Genomic DNA, 18,111 nt, shown 5'->3' with positions numbered 1-18,111 from the left:
ATGACGGCGATGGCGGAGCCAGTCGCCGTCATCCTGGTACGATCGGCGCCTTACGCTTCCGAAACGAGATTGCGCTCGCGGGCGGCGATCACTGCATCGCGACGATTGTCCACGCCCAGTTTACGGAACAGCCACTTCAGCCGGTACTTCACGGTATCCGGCGACATCTCGATCAGCCGGGCGATTTCCTTGTTCGCATAGCCCCGGCTCAGATAGGTCAGCACCGCGATCTCGGAGGGGTTGAACCCTGCCTGCGTACTGGCCTTGCCTTGGTGCGCGGTGAGCGCACGGCATATTTCCTTGAGAAACTGGTCACGAAAGCGATCGACCCGGTGCGCCCGCTGCAGCGTGTCCTTGATCAGTGGCTCGGCGAACCTGCGCGCATCGAGGAACGGCCGCCGGATGCCTTGGAACATCGCCGCGCCGACCGCATCGTCGAAGAAGGACTGGGCGCGGCCATTGTCGCCAAGACGGTGGAAACAGCAGGCCGTCAGCAGATCGACATCGATCAGCAGCCGCCCGCAGCCATGCTCGCTGCCCCAGCGGCGCAGCAGTTCGAGTTCGTCGAGCGCCGCCGGCACCGCACCCTCGGCCAGGTTCAGCTTCACCCGGCAGAGCGACGCGGCGATGGCGGCCTTCCGGAACAGTGGCGATTCCAGCGCCATGTCGTCGGCGAGCGCGTCGAGACCTATCTCGGCCGCGAGGCAGTTCGCCACATCGTCGGCCTCCAGGCGCTCGATCAGCAACTCCAACTCGCACAATTGCGCCAGCAATTCGAGCTGGTTGAGCCGCCGCCGCCGCGCCAGCCTGCGGGCGCGGCCGAGCAAGCCCCGCGCCTCCTCGATATCGCCGTCCGCACTGGCCGATCGCGCTGCCGTCAGATAGGCGGCGGCATAGACATCGGCCCAGCCGTCCGATTGCTCCATGTGCGGCAGCGCCCAGTCGAGCACCGCCAACGCCTCGGGCAGCCGATCCTGATCGTAGAGCAGCCACGCCTCGAATGCCGCGCAATTGGCCGCCAGATCCGAGTGCGCGCCGAAACACGCCTCGATCTCGCCCCGCGCATTGGCCAGGATCGCGGCAGCATCCTTCAGCCGCCCTTGGCTCTGCCGGACGCGCGCCTCGAGGAAACGTGTGAAGATGTCGCTATAGAGCCAGCCCTGCGCCTGATAATGTTCGCGTGCGGCCAGCGTCGGATCGATCGCCCGTTCCAGCCGACCGGTTTCGAAATATTTGCCGGCGAGCGCCTCGCAGACGCTGCCCATCAGCAAGTGATCGTTGGTCGGCAGCGTCCGCAGCAGCGCCTCGCGCGCCAGCAGGTCTTCGAGCGTGACGGGGCCATTCTCATATTCGACGAGCGTATCGCCGACGACCTGGATCTCGATCCAGAGATCGGCCGAATGATCCGCCGCGTCCGCATCCTTGAACAGGCGATCATAATCGGCGCGCGCCTGCCCGATCTCGCCCTGCTTGATCGCGAGATAGACGCGCATGAGCACCAGCCGGGGCGTCGACCACAGGATGCTTTCGGGCAGCGCCTGCAATGCGCGGGTGGCGACATCCTGCAAGCCGTTCGGGATCAGGCGCCACGCCCCCACCTCGTCGACGATCGCAGAGAGCAGCACCGGATCCTGCGCCTGGATGGCGTGATCCACGGCCTGCCCGACATTGTCCTCACCCGCGAACCAGCGCGCGGCGATGCCCTGCAGGCGCCGATACTTGGCCATGTCGTGCCTGGCGAGGCGCTCGCGCATATGTTCGGCGAAGAGCTGATGATAGCGATAGGCCTGCCGTTCCTCGCTGAGCGGCGTCAGGAACACGCCCTGCTGCTCCAGCCGCTCGAGCATGAGCCAGCCATCCTCACGCTCGCACAGGAGGTTCACGAGGTCGCCCGTGAGCGTGTCGATCAGCGCGGTGCGGATCACCATCTCGCGGACGTCCGCCGGCAACGCCTCCAGCACCTGTTCGGAGAGATACGCCGCCAGTTCCTGGCTCGATCCGCGCAGCCGCTCGACGAATTGCTGGCGATCCACCCGCCGCCGCAGCGAGAGCAGCATCAATTGCAGGGCGATCGGCCAGCCCTCGGTACGCTCGAAGATCAGTCGCACCTCGTCGGGGCCGAGTTCGATCCCCTGATTGCGCAGCAGCAGCGCCTCGGTCTCCAGCGCGGAGAAACGGAGATGCTCGCTGCGCAATTCCAGCAGCTGGTCCTCGGCCGCCAGCACCGCCTGGTCGAGCCACGGATGATCGCGCGAGGCGACGATGAAGTGGCAATTCTCCGGCGCGAGACGGATCAAAGCCCGCAGCAACTCCGCCACCGCCGGATTTTCGGCGCGGTGGAAATCATCGAAGATCATCACGACCTGCCGCTCCTCGCGGAGCAGGCGGTTGATGATCGCGGAAAGTGCCGCGCGCGGCGGCAGATCGGCCGGGATGGCGGCCGCCCCCTCGATATCGGCCGCGCCGCCGAGGGCGAGCGAGATATACTGGGTCAGCCGCTTGGGGTCGGCATCGTCTTTCTCCAGCGTCAGCCACGCGACCAGCAGATCGTCGTTCGCATGGTGCTGGCGCCACTGGAGCAGGAGGCTGGTCTTGCCGTAGCCGGCGGGCGCCTGGATCACCGTAAGGCGCTTCTCCAGCGTCTCGTCCAGCCGTCGCAGCAGATCGTCGCGACGGATCTTGTCGCCCATCCAGCAGGGCGGCGCGGTCTTGGTCTGGATCAGCTCACGCATCGCGAGCGAGTCCGTGGCCGCAATTCCGGCAGGATCGGCGCCTTCGGGGCGATTCGCGGCGTTCCATGTCATATCGATGACACCCCGCATCCATCGCGATGCCAACCGAAAACGCGCGCCTTACCCGCCGTGACCGGCCCGATTACCCGCCTGCCGCCCGCCGTCACCCGTTTTGAAGATTGCCTCGAACCGGCCGGACCGTGAAATTCGGGTTCGTAATCAGAATGATTGGAGCATGCTCGGTGCGAGTGGGGGTCGATGTCGGGGGGACGAATACCGACGCGGTATTGATGGACGGACGTGAGGTCGTCGCCTGGACCAAGGCGCAGACCACCGCCGACGTGAGCGGCGGCGTCGCGTCCGCGATCCGCACCGTGCTGGAGGATGCGGGCATCGCGCCCGGCGCCATCTCCTCGGTGATGATCGGCACCACCCACTTCACCAACGCGCTGGTGGAGCGCAAGCATCTCTCGCCGGTCGGCATCCTGCGGCTCGCCAGCCCCTCGGGCGAGGCCCTGCCCCCCAAGACCGGTTGGCCCGCCGGCCTTTCCGGGAGCATCGGCGATCACGTCTTCCTGCTCGGCGGCGGATATGAGGTGGACGGCCGCGAGATCGCGCCGCTCGACGAGGCGGGCGTGCGCGAAGCCGCGCACACGCTGCGAAATGCCGGCATATTCGCGATCGCGATCATCAGCGCCTTCGCTCCCGTCAACAACGCCATGGAAATGCGCGCGGCGGAGATCGTCAAGGAAGAATTCCCCGACGCCGTCCTGACGCTGTCCAGCGCGATCGGCCGTATCGGCCTGATCGAGCGCGAGAATGCCGCGATCCTGAACGCGGCGCTGTCCGATCTGGCGGTCCGCATTGCGGCATCCTTCGAAGAGGCGCTGCGTGGGCTGGGGATCGAAGCGCCGCTCTATATCAGCCAGAATGACGGCACCTTGATCTCGGCCGCGCAGGCCGCCGCCTATCCGGTGATGACGATCGGCTCCGGCCCGACCAACAGCATGCGCGGCGCGGCTTTCCTCACGGGGCTGACCGACGCGATCGTCATGGACGTCGGCGGCACCACCACGGATATCGGAGTTCTCGCCAACGGCTTCCCGCGCGAATCCTCGGTGGCGGTCGATATCGGCGGGGTGCGGACCAACTTCCGGATGCCCGACATCCTCGCCATCGGTCTCGGCGGCGGCACCCGCATCCATCTCGATGAAGCGCTTTACGAGGCTGAAGCGATTGATGACGCGGCGCTGCGCATAGGGCCGGATTCGGTCGGCTTCCGCATCGTCGAGGATGCGCGCCTGTTCGGTGGCGACACGCTGACCGCGAGCGACGTGGGCGTCGCGCTGGGCCTTGCCCGCTTCGGTGCACCCGAGAAATTGCCCGCACTCAGCGACGCCGCCCTCTCCGCCATCGCGTCGCGCATCCGCGACATGCTGGAGGAAGGCATCGACAGGATGAAGACCGCGCGTCTCGATGCGACGGTGCTAGCGGTGGGCGGAGGCGCCTTTCTCGTGCCCGATATACTGAAGGGCGCGGCGCAGGTGATCCGCCCGCCCCATGCCCCGATCGCCAATGCGGTCGGCGCGGCGATCGCGCAGGTCGGCGCGCAGATCGAGAAGGTGCTCGATTACGATGCGACGCCGAGAGCCGAAGCGCTCGATGCGATGAAGGCTGACGTGGCCGCGCAGGCCGTCGCAGCCGGAGGCGATGCGGCTACCGTGCAGATCGTCGAAGTGGAGGAGATCTTCCTCAGCTATCTTCCCGGCCGCGCCGCTCAGGTGCGGATGAAGGCGGTGGCCGATCTGGCTGAGGGCGGCGATCGGGTTCATGCCGATGCCGTGGCGGGAGTGGCCCATGCGCTTTGATGCCACCGCCCTGCTGGATCTCGCTTACGGGGCCGCGTTCCTAGGTTCGGGCGGCGGGGGCGATCCCTATTACGGCCGCTTGCTGTGCGAGGCCGAACTGGCGCGCGACAAGAGCATAGAGCTCATCCAACTCGGGGAACTGCCCGACGGCGCGCTCGTCGCGCCCTGCGGCTGGATCGGCGCGCCCACCGTCTCGGTTGAGAAGCTGCCGAGCGGACGCGAGACGGTCGCGGGATTGCGCCGCCTCGAAGAGGTGATGGGCCGAAGGATCGACGCGGTACTCCCGGTCGAGATCGGTGGCGGCAACGGCCTGGCCCCACTGGCGGCGGCGATGCAGCTTGGCGTCCCCGTCGTCGACGCCGATGGCATGGGCCGCGCTTTCCCCGAAAGCCAGATGGCGATCTTCAACATCAGGGGGCTCTCCGCCTGCCCCTCGGTGCTGACGGACGCAAACGGGACCGTCACGGTCATCGAGAATAGCGACAATCTCGCCCACGAACGGATCGCGCGCGGGGTGTCGGTGGCCATGGGCGGCATCGCCCACATGGTCGAATACCCCCTGAGCGGCCGCGAAGCCCGCGCACATGCCATCGGGGGCAGCATCTCCACCGCCGTCGCGATCGGCCGTGCCGTGCGCGAAGCCCGCGCGGCGGGCGAAGATCCGTTCGAGGCGCTGTTCGCCGCACTCCGCGCGACCGGCATCTACCGCTATGCCGGCAGCTTGTTCGACGGCAAGATCACCGATCTGGAACGCGAGACGCGGGCCGGCTTTTCGATCGGCCGCCTGACCATCGACGGCCTCCATGGCGAGGGTGAGATGGAACTCCTCTTCCAGAACGAGAATTTGCTCGCGCGCCGCGCCGGCACGATCTGTGCGATGGTGCCCGACATCATCACCGTGATGGATCGCGAGACCGCCGACACGATCACCACCGAGCGCCTGAAATACGGTCAGCGCGTGAAGATCGTCGGCGCCTCGGCCCCCAATATCCTGCGCGAACGCCGGGCGTTGGATTTCGTCGGGCCGGAGGCGTTCGGCTTCGATGATCCCTATCGCCCGATCGAGGCATTGAACGGCTGGGATAGGCATTGATGGCGGAGTCGGCGGCGGACCAATATGCCAACGGGCCGCTGCCCGAGCATCTGACCGTGCCCGGCTGGCGCATCGCCGTCATCGTCTCGTCCTTCGCGGTCGCCCTTCCCGCCTTCCTCAATGGTGCCTATACGGGCCTCGCGCTCGGCTTTTGGAATGCGGTGCTGATCGCCATCGCGGCCGGGCTGATCCTGAGCGCGGGCGGCACGCTGACTTCGATCATCAGCGTGCGGACCCGGCTGACCACCTATCTGCTGGTGCAGCGATCCTTCGGGCGGTTCGGCGCGGCACTCGTCAACATCGTGATCGCTTTCGTGCTGTTCGGCTGGTTCGGCGTCAACGTGTCCTTCTTCGGCAGCGCCATGGCGGCGGCGGCGAAGCAGATTTACGGGATCGAGGGCCATTTCACGGCTTATGTGATCGGCGGCAGCGTCCTGATGACGGCCTCCACCGTCTTCGGCTTCCGGACGCTCGACAAGCTGGCGGTGGTGACCGTGCCGTTGCTCGGCGTCGTCATGCTCGCGGTCTGCGTCGCCGCGCTTCGGCGCAACGGCATCGTGCTGCACGCGAGTTCGCACCCGCCCGAGCCGATGACCTTCGGCGTCGCGCTTTCCGCGCTGGTCGGAGGCAATATGGCCACCGTCGCGACCATGCCGGACCTCTCGCGCTACATCCATACGAGGCGCGGCGCCGTATCGAGCATGCTGCTCTCCTTCCCGCTGGCGACACCGGTAATGATGATCGCCTCCGCCCTCCCCGCGCTTGCCACTGGCGAGACTGACATCATGGCGCTGATCGTCGGCCTGGGCTTCGGCGTCGCCGCGCTGGCCGCACTGGTGCTGTCGTCGTGGATCATCAACGCGTCGAACCTGTATTCGGCCGGACTGTCGCTGTCGGCGACCTTCCCAACCGTCCGGTCCTGGGTGTTCATCCTTCTGGGCGGCGTGATCGGCGCGAGTTTCGCGCTGGCCGGGATCATCGATGCCTTCATCCCCTTCCTGCTGTTCCTCGGCGTGATCATCCCGCCGATCGCGGCCATCTACGTGATCGACGGTTTCACCCTATTCCGGACGACCGACCCGGCTGCCTCGATCCGCGAGCTGCCGGCCTTCCGCTGGCCCGCCGTGGGAACATGGATCGGATCGGTGGCGCTGGTACTCGCTGCTTCGCATCTCGGCGTAACGGTCACCGGCGTCCCGATGTTCGACGCCACCATCGTCGCGGCCGTCGGCTACGCCATCGTGCTGCGCCTCGCCCGAGGCCACGCCTCCGCCCGTCTCGCCCCAGCCAATGGCTAAGCCCAAGTTAGACCGGAGGATCCTCGATGCCGATCGCCAAGCCTGTCCGCATCGCGCTCGCCCTTCTGGCGTCGACGGCCGGCACGTCAGCCTTTGCCCTGCCGCTCCCTGCCGACACAATCCTCACCAAGGCGCGCATCTACACGGTCGATGCCCGGCGCCCGTGGGCGCAGGCAGTGGCGATCAAGGCCGGCCGGATCGAGGCTGTCGGATCCGATGCGGAGATCGCGCGGCTGAAAGGCCCCGCCACACAGGTGGTCGATCTCCACGGCCGTCTCCTGCTCCCCTCCTTCGGCGACGTGCACGTCCACCCGATGTTCGGCGGTCTCAGCCATACCGGCTGCTCGCTGCAGGACGGCAACACCGTCGATGACTACAAGCGGATCGTCGCCGCATGCGTGGCGAAGTCGCCGGGTAACGGCACGATCTACGGTTCCGGCTGGAAGGACGGCTATTTCCCGCCGAACGGCGTGCCGGACAAGGCGATCCTCGACGCGATCGCCCCCGATCGCCCGATCATCCTCAAGTCGACCGGTGGGCACACCGTCTGGGTGAACTCGAAAGCATTGGCCAATGCCGGCATCACCAAGGACACGCGGGACCCCAGAAACGGCAAGGTCGACCGAGATGCGAATGGCGAGCCGGTCGGATGCCTGGAGGAAGAGGCACAGGGCCTCGTCGACGCGCAGGTGCCACCGACGACGGAAAAGGATCGCGAGGACGCGCTCTATTTCACCCTCCACACGCTGAACGCGCTCGGCATCACCAACTGGCAGGATGCGCTGGTCGAGGTGGCACCGGACGGCTCGAGTCCGGTGGTGGACGCCTATCGCGCCGTCCAGCAGCGCGGGAACTTCACCACCAACGCCACGCTAGACCTGCTCTGGGCCAATGGCCGGGGGCTGGAGCAGCTGCCGACGCTGTTCGCCACCGCCACCCGCGCCGACGCCGAGGGCGTCCGCGTCAACGGCATCAAGTTCCTGCTCGACGGCGTGATCCCGCAGCATACCGCGGCCATGCTGCAGCCCTATGAGGGCGGCACCGATCGGGGAGATCTTCAAGTATCGGAGGCGGTCTTCAAGGAGGCGGTGAAGCAGGTCGACGCGCACGGCCTGCAGGCGCACGTCCATGCGATCGGCGATCGTGCGGTGCATGTCGCGCTCGACGGTTTCGAGGGAGCGCGCGCCGCCGGCTTCACCCGCAGCCGCGACATGATCAGCCACATGAACGTGATCGAGTCCTTGGACCAACCGCGTTTCGGTAAGCTTGGCGTCACCGCGATCTTTCAGCCGCTCTGGGCCAGCGACGAGCCCTATATGCGCCTCAGCATCAAGGCGATCGGGCCGGTGCGCAGCCGGTATATCTATCCGGAGCAAGGCGTGCTGACGGGCGGCGGGCGCATCGCTTATGGATCGGACTGGCCCGTCGCCTCGGCCGATCCTTTGTGGGGCATCGAGGTGGCGCTGACCCGCACCGATCCCGAGCATCCCGAACTCAAGCCGCTGCTCCCCGGCGAGGCGGTTACCCTCGCGGAGGCGGTGAAGGATTATACGTTGGAGCCCGCCTGGGTGAACCGGCTGGAGCATGAGACCGGATCGATCGAGGTCGGCAAGAGCGCGGACATGGTGATCCTCGACAAGGACATCTTCCGCTTGGCCCCCAAGCAGATCCACACCGCGAAGGTGCTCACCACGATCTTCAAGGGCAAGCCGGTATACGGCTCGCTGGACTGAAGGCGTCTGCGCCTGTCAGGTGCCCACGATATTCTTGTGGATCACGCCATCCTTGACGATCAGCAACAGGTTGCGATCGTAATCCTCCAGCAGGTGGAGATCGTCGAGCGGGTTGCCGCGTACGAGCAGCAGGTCCGCCCAGGCACCGGGCTTCACGACGCCCAGCGGCGCCGCGCGATAGGGATCGCGCTTGCCGCTCTGCGCGAAAAGGCTGCAATTGCCGGAGGTCGCCATGCGCAGCACCTCGGCATTGGGGAAGATCGTGCCCAGCCTCGGCAGCATCGCATTCTCGGTGCGGGACGTGCGGGTGCGCGCGAACAGATCGGTGCCGAAGGCGATCTTGACGCCGTGCTTCCTGGCCAGCTGCACGCTCGGCTTCCATCCGGCTCCGCCGAGCGATTCCCGCGCTTTCACCTCCTGCTCCGGCGTCAGGATGTTGTCGCCGGGTTCGAACGGCTGGGTCGATAGCCAGGCGCCCTTCTCCGCCATCAGGGCCGCGGTCGCGTCGTCGATGCCGTGGCCATGCTCGATCGAGAGCACGCCCGCTTCCAGGCAACGCCGCACCGCGCCCGCTGAATAGGCATGGGCGCAGGCATAGGTGCCCCAATCCGTCGCCGCCGCGACGATCGCGCGCATTTCCTCCAGCGTGAATTGCAGCACGTCGATCGGATCATTGTCGGTAGTGACGCCGCCGCTCGCCATGATCTTGATCTGGCTGGCACCGCGCTTCAACTGCTGCCGGGTCGCGGCAAGCACCTCGGGCACGCCGTTCGCCACCGCGATCATGCCGAGCAGTTCAAGCCGTGAGGGTTCGCCGCCGAGCGCAGTCGGCAACTGATCGGGCGGGGTCACGTCGCCATGGCCGGAGGTCTGCGAGATTGCCGCACCGCTCGGGTAGCAGCGCGGCCCAGGCATGACGCCGCGATCGATCGCCGCCTTGATCCCGAAGACCGAGCCCGCAGTGTCGCGGACCGTCGTGAAACCCCGCATCAGCTGGAATTCCGCATCCTTCAGCACCAGCGCGACGGCAAGCCCGTCGTCCGATCCCATCCACGGAACGCCCTTGACCGCCGACATGTGCCAGTGCGCATCGGTGAGACCGGGCATCAGCGTCTGCCCCAATCCGTCAATCACCGTCGCGTCTGGGGGAACCGGTATGTCGCCGCCGCTCACCGCGTCGATGCGATCGCCGACGATGCGGACGTTACGCGGCTGACGAGGCGAACCCGTCCCGTCGAACAACAATATGTTGCGGATCAGGATAGTCGGCGCCGCCTGGCTTGCTGCCGCGCCCATGAGCGGCACGGTGCCCAATCCTGCCAGCACCGCACGGCGAGTGGGACGGGCCGCCATCATCGTCTGCGCTTGCTCCCCACGCGAACCATCAAGCCGACGAGAGTGGCGGCATGCGAAGCGTCCGACAATGCGTCCTTGGTTATCAGTCGATGTCGAACAGGCTCACCGCCGGACATCTGATCCGGTTGGTATGGGACGATATCCAGTTTGTCATTGCCAGCAACCCGCACGGATCGCAGCTTTTCCCCGAAATCAAGAAAAGATGAATGGGCACCTTGGACGACGAAACGACAGGCGACGACACGTCGACGCATGCCGTTATCCTCCGGACAAAGAGAGAAAAAATGGGGAAATTCGAAACACATACTTTCGCCTCGAGTGGCAGAATCGTCGATAATCGCCAGACGGCATTTTGGCGCTTGACGCATCGTCTTATGACGAGTGCAGCATATCTTTCACTGGTCGCGACACCGACGATCGCCCACGCGCAGTCGGATGACGGCACGTCCTCGAAATCGGAAGCGAAGAAAGCGGACGCCAAGTCCGACAGCGCCGCCCCCGGCGATATCGTAGTCACCGGCGTCAACGCGCCGACGACCTCGTCCACCGGCCTGCCGCTCAAGTTCATGGAGACGCCGCAGTCGGTGACGATCATCGATCAGAAGCGTATCCAGGACTATGCGCTTACCAACATCAAGGATCTGGTCGATCAGGTCGTCGGCGTGAACGTCCAGCGCGAGGAGACCGATCGCACCCAGTTCGATGCGCGGGGCTTCGACGTTACCAATTTCCAGATCGATGGGATCGGCCTGCCGCTGATCGGCAATCTCTATTATGGCGATACCGACAGCTTCCTCTACGATCGCATCGACATCATCCGCGGCGCCAACGGCCTGACCACCGGCATCGGCAACCCGTCGGCGACGATCAACTATGTCCGCAAGCGCCCGCTCGACGGCTTCCACGTCAATGCCTCGGTCTATGGCGGATCGTGGAACAAGTGGCGCGCCGAGGCCGACGTTTCGGTGCCGCTCAACGACAAGCTCGCCGTCCGCCTGATCGGCGCGCACGAGGAAAGCGACAGCTACCTCGACAATTACCACGTCAACCGCGACGTCTACGGCATCGTCATGGCCGGCAAGATCACGCCCGACCTGACGCTGACCGTCGGCTACGACCGGCAGGAGAATGACGACAAGGGCGCGACCTGGGGATCGCTCACCCTGCTCTATTCGGACGGGACCAAGATCCCGTACAAGCGCTCGGACAATCCGGCGCCGTCATGGGCGCAGTGGAACACGCGCGAACAGCAGGCCTATACAGAACTCGCCTACAAGACCGGCGACTGGACGATGAAGGGCGTCTTCACCTTCCGCCGCTATCAGGATGTGCCGATCATCAATTACCAGTACGGCTTCCCCGACAAGGAAACCGGCACGGGCTATTATGGCGACATCGCCAAGTTCAAAACGGACGACAAGCGCTACCTCTACGATCTGGTGGCAAACGGCACCGTCCACGTGCTGGGCGGCGATCACAAATTGGTGCTGGGCGCATCCTACGCCCACGATCGCACCAAGCAGTGGCAGGCGCTCGGCAATTCGGACATCGTCAGCAATTCGTACTACGAATATCCTGACTTCAACGATCCGGACCGCTTTCAGTTCGCCGAGCCGGCCTTCGGCGCCTACAATCTGGCACAGAATGCCGAAGCCAAGCTACTGCGCCTCTACGCGGCGTCCCAGATCCATTTCACGAGCAGGCTGAAGGCCGTCGTCGGCGCGAGCTGGACGAAATATGATGCGCCCGGCACCAATTACGGCGCGACGCTGTCCACCAAGGCGACCAAGTTCAATCCCTATGCCGGCGTGCTCTACGACATCACTCCGTTCCTCACCGCCTATGTCAGCTATACGACGATCTTCAATCCGCAGACCGAGCAGAAGATCGATCATACCCAGCTCGCGCCGCTCAAGGGCACGAACATGGAAGCGGGCCTGAAGGCCAACATCTTCGACAAGCGGCTCTATGCGACAGCCACCGTGTTCAAGACCAAGGAGAAGGGCCTCGCCACCTACATCGGTTCGGAGGTCGATCCGGTCTACGGCAACTTCTATTATTACGAGGGCCAGAACATTCGCTCGCAGGGCGTCGAGGCCGAGGTGGCGGGTCACATCACGCCGAACTGGGCGCTGAGCGGCGGCTATACGCGGATCTGGCTCAAGAACCTGACGACGGACTCGCATGGCCGTACCTTCATCCCGCGCCAGACCTTCAAGGCATCGACCACCTACACCATTCCGGATCTGCACAATTTTTCGATCGGCACCCAGATGCGCTGGCAGAGCCGGATCTATTCGAACGTGACCAGCTTCACCCCGCCGGTGACGATCAGCCAACATAGCTATGCGATCGTCGATCTGATGGCGGGCGTCGATATCCTCCAGAACCTGCGGGCGACGGTCAACGTCCGCAACGTGACGAACAAGCTGTTCTACACCAGCCTCGCCTATGGCGACTCCGCGCTGGCGCTCTACGGGGCGGGGCGCAACGTCACCGGGTCATTGTCTTATCGCTTCTGATCGCACGGACGCGGCATGATACGGATCGACGCCACCGCGCTTGGCGATCTTGCCTGCGGGGCCGCGTTTCTCGGCTCCGGCGGCGGCGGCGATCCGTATCACAACCGGTTGCTCGGCGAGGCGCGCATCGCCCGGCGTGGACCGTTCGAGCTGATCTCGCTCGAACAATTGGCGGATGACGCGCTGGTCGTGCCCTGTGGGTGGATCGGCGCGCCGACCGTTTCGATCGAGAAGCTGCCTAACGGACGCGAGGCGGTGGACGGTCTGCGCCGTATCGAGCGGTTGACCGGGCGCAAAGTCGACGCGGTGCTGCCGATCGAGATCGGCGGCGGCAACGGACTGGCGCCCCTGATCGCCGCTGCGGAATTGGGCATTCCGGTGGTCGACGCCGATGGCATGGCGCGTGCGTTTCCGGAATCGCAAATGTCGATCTTCAGCATCCATGGTCTGTCCGGATGCCCTTCGATCCTGACGGGCGCCTGCGGTTCGCTGGCGATCATCGAGACGGAGGACAACCATGTCCACGAGCGGATCGCCCGGCAGGTGTCGATCGCACTGGGCGGGGACGCCCACATGGTCGAATATCCGCTGACCGGTCGCCAGACGAAAGATCATGCCATTCCCAGCAGCATTTCGACCGCGATCGCGATCGGCGCGGCAATCCGGGACGCGCGTCAAAAGGGCGGCGATCCGTTCGCTGCGCTGATTGCCGCATTGCAGACATCGGATCTCTATCCCTTTGGGGGCATCCTGTTCGACGGCAAGATCGTCGATCTCGAACGCGAGACGCGCGGCGGCTTCGCGATGGGGCGCGTGGCGATCGAGGCGTTCGACGGGGCGAGCCGCATGGACCTGGAATTCCAGAACGAGAATTTGATCGCTTGGCGCAATGGCGCGGTCTGCGCGATGGTCCCGGACATCATCACCATCATGGATCGCGAGACGGCCGACAGCATCACCACCGATCGCCTGAAATATGGCCAGCGCGTGAAGGTACTCGCCGCCGCCGCGCCACATATGCTGCGCAGCGCAGAAGCATTGTCCTTCGTCGGCCCCTCGGCTTTCGGTTTCGCCGAAGACTATGTTCCGATCGAGGCGCTCAACGGATGGGACGACAGGTGACGGCGGACAGCAGCGACCAATACTCGCACAGCCCCGTGCCGGATGGGGCCACAATGGCCGGGTGGCGGGTCGCACTGATCGTCGCCAGCTTTTCGATCGGTCAACCCGATTTCCTCAACGGCGCGCAGAATGCGTTGGCGCTCGGTCTCGGCAGCGCGGTGGGCGCCGCCTTCCTGGCCGCGCTGATCCTGTGCATCGGCTGCTGCTTCACCGCGGTGGTCAGCGTGCGCACGCGCTTATCGACCTATCTGCTGGTACAGCGCTCGTTCGGCACCTACGGCGCCGCCCTGATCAACATCGTGCTGGCCCTGGTCCAATATTGCGCGTTTGGCATCAACGCCTCCTTCATCGGCGAGGCGATGGTGGTGGCCGCAAGGGTAAACGGCTTCCCCGATAGCTTCACGGCCTTCGTGATCGCCGGCAGCATATTGGCCGCGACCTCGACGCCGATCGGCATTCGCGCGCTGGAACGGCTCGCGCTGGTCGTCGTGCCGCTCCTCGGCATCATCTTCGTCACCGTGGCGACGGTGGCACTCCGGCGGCACGGGCTGGTCGTCGTACCATCGCTCCATCCACCGGTGCCGATGCGCTTCGGCATCGCGGTAACCTCGGTCGTCGGCGCTTATATGATCGCGGTCGCGACGATGCCGGACCTGTCGCGCTATATCCGCACCGAGCGAGGGGCGATCGGCAGCATGGCGCTGTCCTTCCCCGTCGCGACGCCGCTGATGATGACCGTCGCCGCGCTGCCCGCGCTCGCCACCGGCCAGACAAGCGTCTCCGGCCTGATCGTATCGCTCGGCCTCGGCACGCCTTTGCTGTTCCTGCTGGCGACGCCGATGCTGACGGTGAACGCCGCCAATCTCTATTCCGGCGCGCTGGCGCTGGGCGCGACCTTCCCGAAGGTGAAGGGCTGGATGTTCACCCTGCTGGGCGCCGCGATCGGCACGGCCTTCGCGCTGATGGGGATCATGGATCATTTCATCCCGTTCCTGGTGTTCCTCAGCATGATCGTGCCGCCGATCGCCGCGATCTACGTGATCGACGCCTTCACGCTGTTCCGCCATGCCGATACCGAGGCGTCGCTCCGCGACCTACCCGCAATCCGCTGGGAAGCGATTGCCGTCTGGATCGGCTCGCTCGTTCTCGTCCTCGCCGGAACCGCCTGTGGCGTGACGTTGACGACGGTGCCCGCGCTCGATGCCTCGATTGTCGCGGGGGTGGGCTATGGGCTAATCGTCAGGCACTCTGGACGAGATCGAGCGCGGAGGGCGCAAGATCGCCCATCCGCAGCACGCGCGCCTGCTGCTCCACCTCGCGTGTGAAGGCCTGCGCCGCCGGCGACAAGGACCTCGCCTTGTGCCGGACGACGCCGATCGACCGCGCCAGCGCCGGATCGACCAGCGGCCGCCAGACGAGAGACGGTGACGCGATCTGCGCCATGGTCAGCCGGGTCAGCGCGGTGATGCCCTGCCCAGCGTTCACCAGGGCTCCGACTGTGGTCGCCGCGCTGCAGTTGAACATCCGCTCGACCACCACGCCCGATTGGGCGAGCCCGCTCTCGACCATCTTGCGCAGACCCGTCTCCGGCGACATCGTCACGAGGCGGCATCCCTCGAAGGAAGACCAGTTATGCTCGGCGATCGCCGCGAGCGGATCGTCCTGCCGGCAGGCCAGCACGATACTGTCCTTGAGCAATTCCTGATAGCGCAGATCGCCCGCCAGATCGGGCGGGGGCGCGATGGCGAAATCGGCAGTACCTTCCCGCACGACATTGTGGACCTGCTCGCCGACATCCTCCCATATCTCTATGCGAACCCCCGGAAACTTCGGCTGGAACCGCTGAATCGCACCCGGCAGCACGGCGGATGCGACAGACGGCAGCGTGGCGATGCGGATGATGCCTTCGCGCCCCTCGACGAACTCGCGAAGCTCGCGAAACACGGTCTCGTAATCTTCCAGCAGTCGTGCCGCCGATGGGCGCAGCCGTTCACCCGCAGGCGTGAGCGTCACGGTGCGCGTGTCGCGATCGAACAGGCGGACGCCCACTCGCGTTTCGATGTGCTGGATTGTGCGGCTGAGCGCAGGCTGCGACACGCCGAGTTGCGTCGCCGCATCCTTGAAACTCGACGTCTCCGCGAGCTTCATGAAGGCGGAGAGCTGGGAGAGCGTGAGACGTGACATGCCATCGCTCCGGGGCCGTGGACTGACGGTACGATACATTTTTGTGACATACCGGCAAGGCGACATCGGGCCGGTGCGCCCCGGTCATCAACTGATACCAAAAAGGCCATTGCCGGGTTGCCGGCAGCCGATAGCGATGAAGCGGGCGGCTGCCACTTCGTGAGGCACGTCGAGCGATGGTGATGGCCTGAATGTATTATCTGCTGAAAAATGTGACGGTGCTCGAATTCGGTGCCGTCGTGATGGGTCCCTATGCCGGGCAGATGCTCGCGGATCTCGGTGCGACGGTGATCAAGATCGAGCCGCTTACCGGCGACATCTCCCGCGCATCCCACCCCATGGTGGACGGCAGCGGCACGCTGTTCCTCAACAACAATCGCAACAAGAAGGCGCTGGCGCTCGATCTGAAAGCGCCGAGGAGCCGGGACATCGTCCGGCGGCTGGTGTCGCGATCGACCGTCCTGCTGCACAATATGCGGGTCGAGGCGGCGGCGCGTGCGGGCATCGATTTCGAGACGGCGGCCGCCATCAATCCGGATATCGTTTATTGCGCCGCGATCGGCTTCGGCCAGGGCGGCCGCTACCGCAATCGCCCGGCTTTCGACGACGTGGTGCAGGCGGCGAGCGGACTTGCCGGCCTCTCGCTGGAGGTCAGCAGCGACCCCGCCTACGTTCCAACGATCCTGGCCGACAAGCTGGGCGCCTTGCACGCGGTGCAGGGCATCCTCGCAGCGCTCTACGCCAAGGCGAGCGGCCATGCCGGCGCCATTCACGTCGAGGTTCCGATGTTCGAGGCGGCGGTCGCGACGTTGCTGAACGAGCATCTCTCCGGCGCCACCGCAGGCCCCGTGTCGGATATCGGCTATCCGCGCCTCTTCTATCCGGACAGACGCCCTTACCGCACCCGCGACGGCTGGATTGCCGCCCTGCCCTATACCGGGCCGCAATGGCAGGCCTTTCTCCACGAGATCGGCCGCTCCGATCTCATCCAGACGGAATGGTTTCGCGATCCGGCACAGCGCCAGGCGCATCTTCCCGAACTCTATCTCGTCGTCGCTGACGCGATGCCCTCGCGCACGACCGCCGAGTGGATCGAGCGGCTGACCCTGCTGGACATTCCGTGCTCGACAGTGGCGTCGCTTGCCGATCTGCCGGACGATCCGCATCTCGCCGACATCGGCTTCTTCACGCCCGGCCCGCTCTACCCGCCGTCCATCAAACGGACGATCGGCCATCCGATCACGTTCGGCTCGGTCGATCGCCACGACGACCGGCCGCCGCCTGCGCTCGGCGAACATAGCCGCGCGGTGCTGCGGGGCTGCGGATATGACGACGCGGAGATCGAGGCGCTCTTATTCGAGGGCGTCGTCTCCGATCCCGTCGGCCCGGCATGAGACGATACCCAAACTGTCATTGAAGACCGCCGCCTTCGACCGCAATTTTCTTCTCATGGAAACAACAGTCGAGAGGTTGATCGGCCAATATCTTGAGCACCTGCGGACCGACATCGGAAAGGATTGAGTGATTTCGATGTCGGACATTCAGACCGAACAGGAGCGCAACGGCGCACACTTCGATCCGGCGATCATGCTGGAGGCGCGCGAGCGGACGCGGGCGATCATGCACCGGGTCGCCGCCGCCATCCGCCCCGGCATGGCCGAGGAGGAGGCGGTGGCGTTGATGCGGCGGTCGCTGAAGGATGCCGGTATGCTGCGTGGCTGGCATGGCATCCATGTCCGCTGCGGCCGCAACACGCTGAAGGATTTCGAGGAGAAATCGGATCCGGGTGTGATGCTCGGGGAAAACGACATCTTCTTCGTCGATATTGGGCCGGTTTGGCGCGGGCATGAGGGAGATGCGGGCGCGACCTTCGTCATCGGCGACGATCCCGAGATGCTCAAGGCAGCCGTCGACGTGAAGGCGATCTTCGATACGGCGCAGGCGCGCTGGCGCTCGGACGGACTCACCGGCCCCGCTCTCTACCGTTTCGTCGAGGCGGAGGCGACGCATCGCGGCTGGCTGCTGAATCTCGAGATGACGGGGCATCGCCTGTCGGACTTCCCGCATGCGGTGAAGCACGACGGCCCGCTGATCGAAGCGGATTTCGTGCCGAGCGGCGGACTGTGGGTGCTGGAAATCCAGATCCGGCATCCCAGCCGGCCGTTCGGCGCCTTCTACGAGGATCTTCTCTTCGGATGACAGG

General features: G+C 65.4%; 12 protein-coding genes. 9 read left to right on the top strand and 3 right to left on the bottom strand.

The features are described from left to right. Nucleotides 1–50 precede the first annotated feature (50 nt). Nucleotides 51–2,732 (bottom strand): helix-turn-helix transcriptional regulator, encoded by a 2,682-nt coding sequence (locus QGN17_RS03120; protein WP_281043056.1) that lies wholly within the window; start codon nucleotides 2,730–2,732, stop codon nucleotides 51–53. A gap of 224 nt (nucleotides 2,733–2,956) precedes the next feature. Between QGN17_RS03120 and QGN17_RS03115 the strand changes: the two genes are divergently transcribed. From QGN17_RS03115 to QGN17_RS03100, 4 genes are read left to right on the top strand one after another with little or no spacing between them, the layout of a single operon-like run. Then, nucleotides 2,957–4,600 (top strand): hydantoinase/oxoprolinase family protein, encoded by a 1,644-nt coding sequence (locus QGN17_RS03115; RefSeq protein WP_281043055.1) that lies wholly within the window; start codon nucleotides 2,957–2,959, stop codon nucleotides 4,598–4,600. After that, on the top strand, nucleotides 4,590–5,693 hold the full coding sequence (locus tag QGN17_RS03110) for a DUF917 domain-containing protein (protein WP_281043054.1): 1,104 nt from the start codon (nucleotides 4,590–4,592) through the stop codon (nucleotides 5,691–5,693). Before QGN17_RS03115 ends, QGN17_RS03110 begins: the two co-directional genes overlap by 11 nt. Further along, nucleotides 5,693–6,991, top strand: coding sequence for a cytosine permease (locus QGN17_RS03105; protein ID WP_281043053.1), 1,299 nt, complete (start codon nucleotides 5,693–5,695; stop codon nucleotides 6,989–6,991). The genes QGN17_RS03110 and QGN17_RS03105 overlap by 1 nt, the downstream gene beginning before the upstream one ends. 26 nt (nucleotides 6,992–7,017) lie before the next feature. Beyond that, nucleotides 7,018–8,724, top strand: a complete 1,707-nt coding sequence (locus QGN17_RS03100; protein ID WP_281043052.1) for an amidohydrolase — start codon at nucleotides 7,018–7,020, stop codon at nucleotides 8,722–8,724. A 15-nt stretch (nucleotides 8,725–8,739) separates the two neighbouring features. Here QGN17_RS03100 and QGN17_RS03095 read toward each other — a convergent pair whose 3' ends face one another. Then, nucleotides 8,740–10,077 carry a metal-dependent hydrolase family protein gene (locus tag QGN17_RS03095; RefSeq protein WP_281043051.1) on the bottom strand — a complete coding sequence of 446 codons (1,338 nt, stop codon included), beginning with the start codon at nucleotides 10,075–10,077 and terminating at the stop codon, nucleotides 8,740–8,742. A 377-nt stretch (nucleotides 10,078–10,454) separates the two neighbouring features. Between QGN17_RS03095 and QGN17_RS03090 the strand changes: the two genes are divergently transcribed. Genes QGN17_RS03090 through QGN17_RS03080 form a run of 3 tightly spaced genes read left to right on the top strand, consistent with a single transcriptional unit; the run spans nucleotide 10,455 to nucleotide 15,049 of the window. Beyond that, complete coding sequence (locus QGN17_RS03090; protein ID WP_281043050.1) at nucleotides 10,455–12,602, top strand: TonB-dependent siderophore receptor; 2,148 nt, start codon at nucleotides 10,455–10,457, stop codon at nucleotides 12,600–12,602. Nucleotides 12,603–12,617: 15 nt separating this feature from the next. After that, on the top strand, nucleotides 12,618–13,724 hold the full coding sequence (locus QGN17_RS03085; protein WP_281043049.1) for a DUF917 domain-containing protein: 1,107 nt from the start codon (nucleotides 12,618–12,620) through the stop codon (nucleotides 13,722–13,724). Further along, complete coding sequence (locus tag QGN17_RS03080) at nucleotides 13,709–15,049, top strand: cytosine permease (protein WP_281043048.1); 1,341 nt, start codon at nucleotides 13,709–13,711, stop codon at nucleotides 15,047–15,049. Before QGN17_RS03085 ends, QGN17_RS03080 begins: the two co-directional genes overlap by 16 nt. Here the strand turns inward: QGN17_RS03080 and QGN17_RS03075 are convergent. Continuing rightward, complete coding sequence (locus tag QGN17_RS03075; RefSeq protein WP_281043047.1) at nucleotides 14,964–15,908, bottom strand: LysR family transcriptional regulator; 945 nt, start codon at nucleotides 15,906–15,908, stop codon at nucleotides 14,964–14,966. The genes QGN17_RS03080 and QGN17_RS03075 overlap by 86 nt on opposite strands. Nucleotides 15,909–16,099: 191 nt before the next feature. Here QGN17_RS03075 and QGN17_RS03070 point away from each other — a divergent pair, with 191 nt between their 5' ends. Together QGN17_RS03070 and QGN17_RS03065 are read left to right on the top strand one after the other, a co-directional pair. Continuing rightward, on the top strand, nucleotides 16,100–17,302 hold the full coding sequence (locus tag QGN17_RS03070; RefSeq protein ID WP_281043046.1) for a CaiB/BaiF CoA transferase family protein: 1,203 nt from the start codon (nucleotides 16,100–16,102) through the stop codon (nucleotides 17,300–17,302). A 136-nt stretch (nucleotides 17,303–17,438) separates the two neighbouring features. Then, entirely contained in the window at nucleotides 17,439–18,107 is a 669-nt protein-coding gene (locus tag QGN17_RS03065) for a M24 family metallopeptidase (RefSeq protein ID WP_281043045.1), read from the top strand. Nucleotides 18,108–18,111: the final 4 nt, after the last annotated feature.

Origin of the sequence: Sphingomonas oryzagri, assembly GCF_029906645.1 — a bacterium.
Classification (GTDB): domain Bacteria; phylum Pseudomonadota; class Alphaproteobacteria; order Sphingomonadales; family Sphingomonadaceae; genus Solisphingomonas; species Solisphingomonas oryzagri.
The sequence above is the reverse complement of the archived record's forward strand: the minus strand, read 5'-3'. Positions and strand labels throughout refer to the sequence as shown.

What these genes read in the sequence shown, in the direction of transcription:
- QGN17_RS03080 (WP_281043048.1), top strand. Translation starts at nt 13,709, where the DNA reads ATGGGACGACAGGTGACGGCGGACAGCAGCGACCAATACTCGCACAGC.
- QGN17_RS03070 (WP_281043046.1), top strand. Translation starts at nt 16,100, where the DNA reads ATGTATTATCTGCTGAAAAATGTGACGGTGCTCGAATTCGGTGCCGTC.
- QGN17_RS03095 (WP_281043051.1), bottom strand. Translation starts at nt 10,077, where the DNA reads ATGGCGGCCCGTCCCACTCGCCGTGCGGTGCTGGCAGGATTGGGCACC.
- QGN17_RS03085 (WP_281043049.1), top strand. Translation starts at nt 12,618, where the DNA reads ATGATACGGATCGACGCCACCGCGCTTGGCGATCTTGCCTGCGGGGCC.
- QGN17_RS03105 (WP_281043053.1), top strand. Translation starts at nt 5,693, where the DNA reads ATGGCGGAGTCGGCGGCGGACCAATATGCCAACGGGCCGCTGCCCGAG.
- QGN17_RS03065 (WP_281043045.1), top strand. Translation starts at nt 17,439, where the DNA reads ATGTCGGACATTCAGACCGAACAGGAGCGCAACGGCGCACACTTCGAT.
- QGN17_RS03090 (WP_281043050.1), top strand. Translation starts at nt 10,455, where the DNA reads ATGACGAGTGCAGCATATCTTTCACTGGTCGCGACACCGACGATCGCC.
- QGN17_RS03100 (WP_281043052.1), top strand. Translation starts at nt 7,018, where the DNA reads ATGCCGATCGCCAAGCCTGTCCGCATCGCGCTCGCCCTTCTGGCGTCG.
- QGN17_RS03110 (WP_281043054.1), top strand. Translation starts at nt 4,590, where the DNA reads ATGCGCTTTGATGCCACCGCCCTGCTGGATCTCGCTTACGGGGCCGCG.
- QGN17_RS03115 (WP_281043055.1), top strand. Translation starts at nt 2,957, where the DNA reads ATGATTGGAGCATGCTCGGTGCGAGTGGGGGTCGATGTCGGGGGGACG.
- QGN17_RS03075 (WP_281043047.1), bottom strand. Translation starts at nt 15,908, where the DNA reads ATGTCACGTCTCACGCTCTCCCAGCTCTCCGCCTTCATGAAGCTCGCG.
- QGN17_RS03120 (WP_281043056.1), bottom strand. Translation starts at nt 2,732, where the DNA reads ATGCGTGAGCTGATCCAGACCAAGACCGCGCCGCCCTGCTGGATGGGC.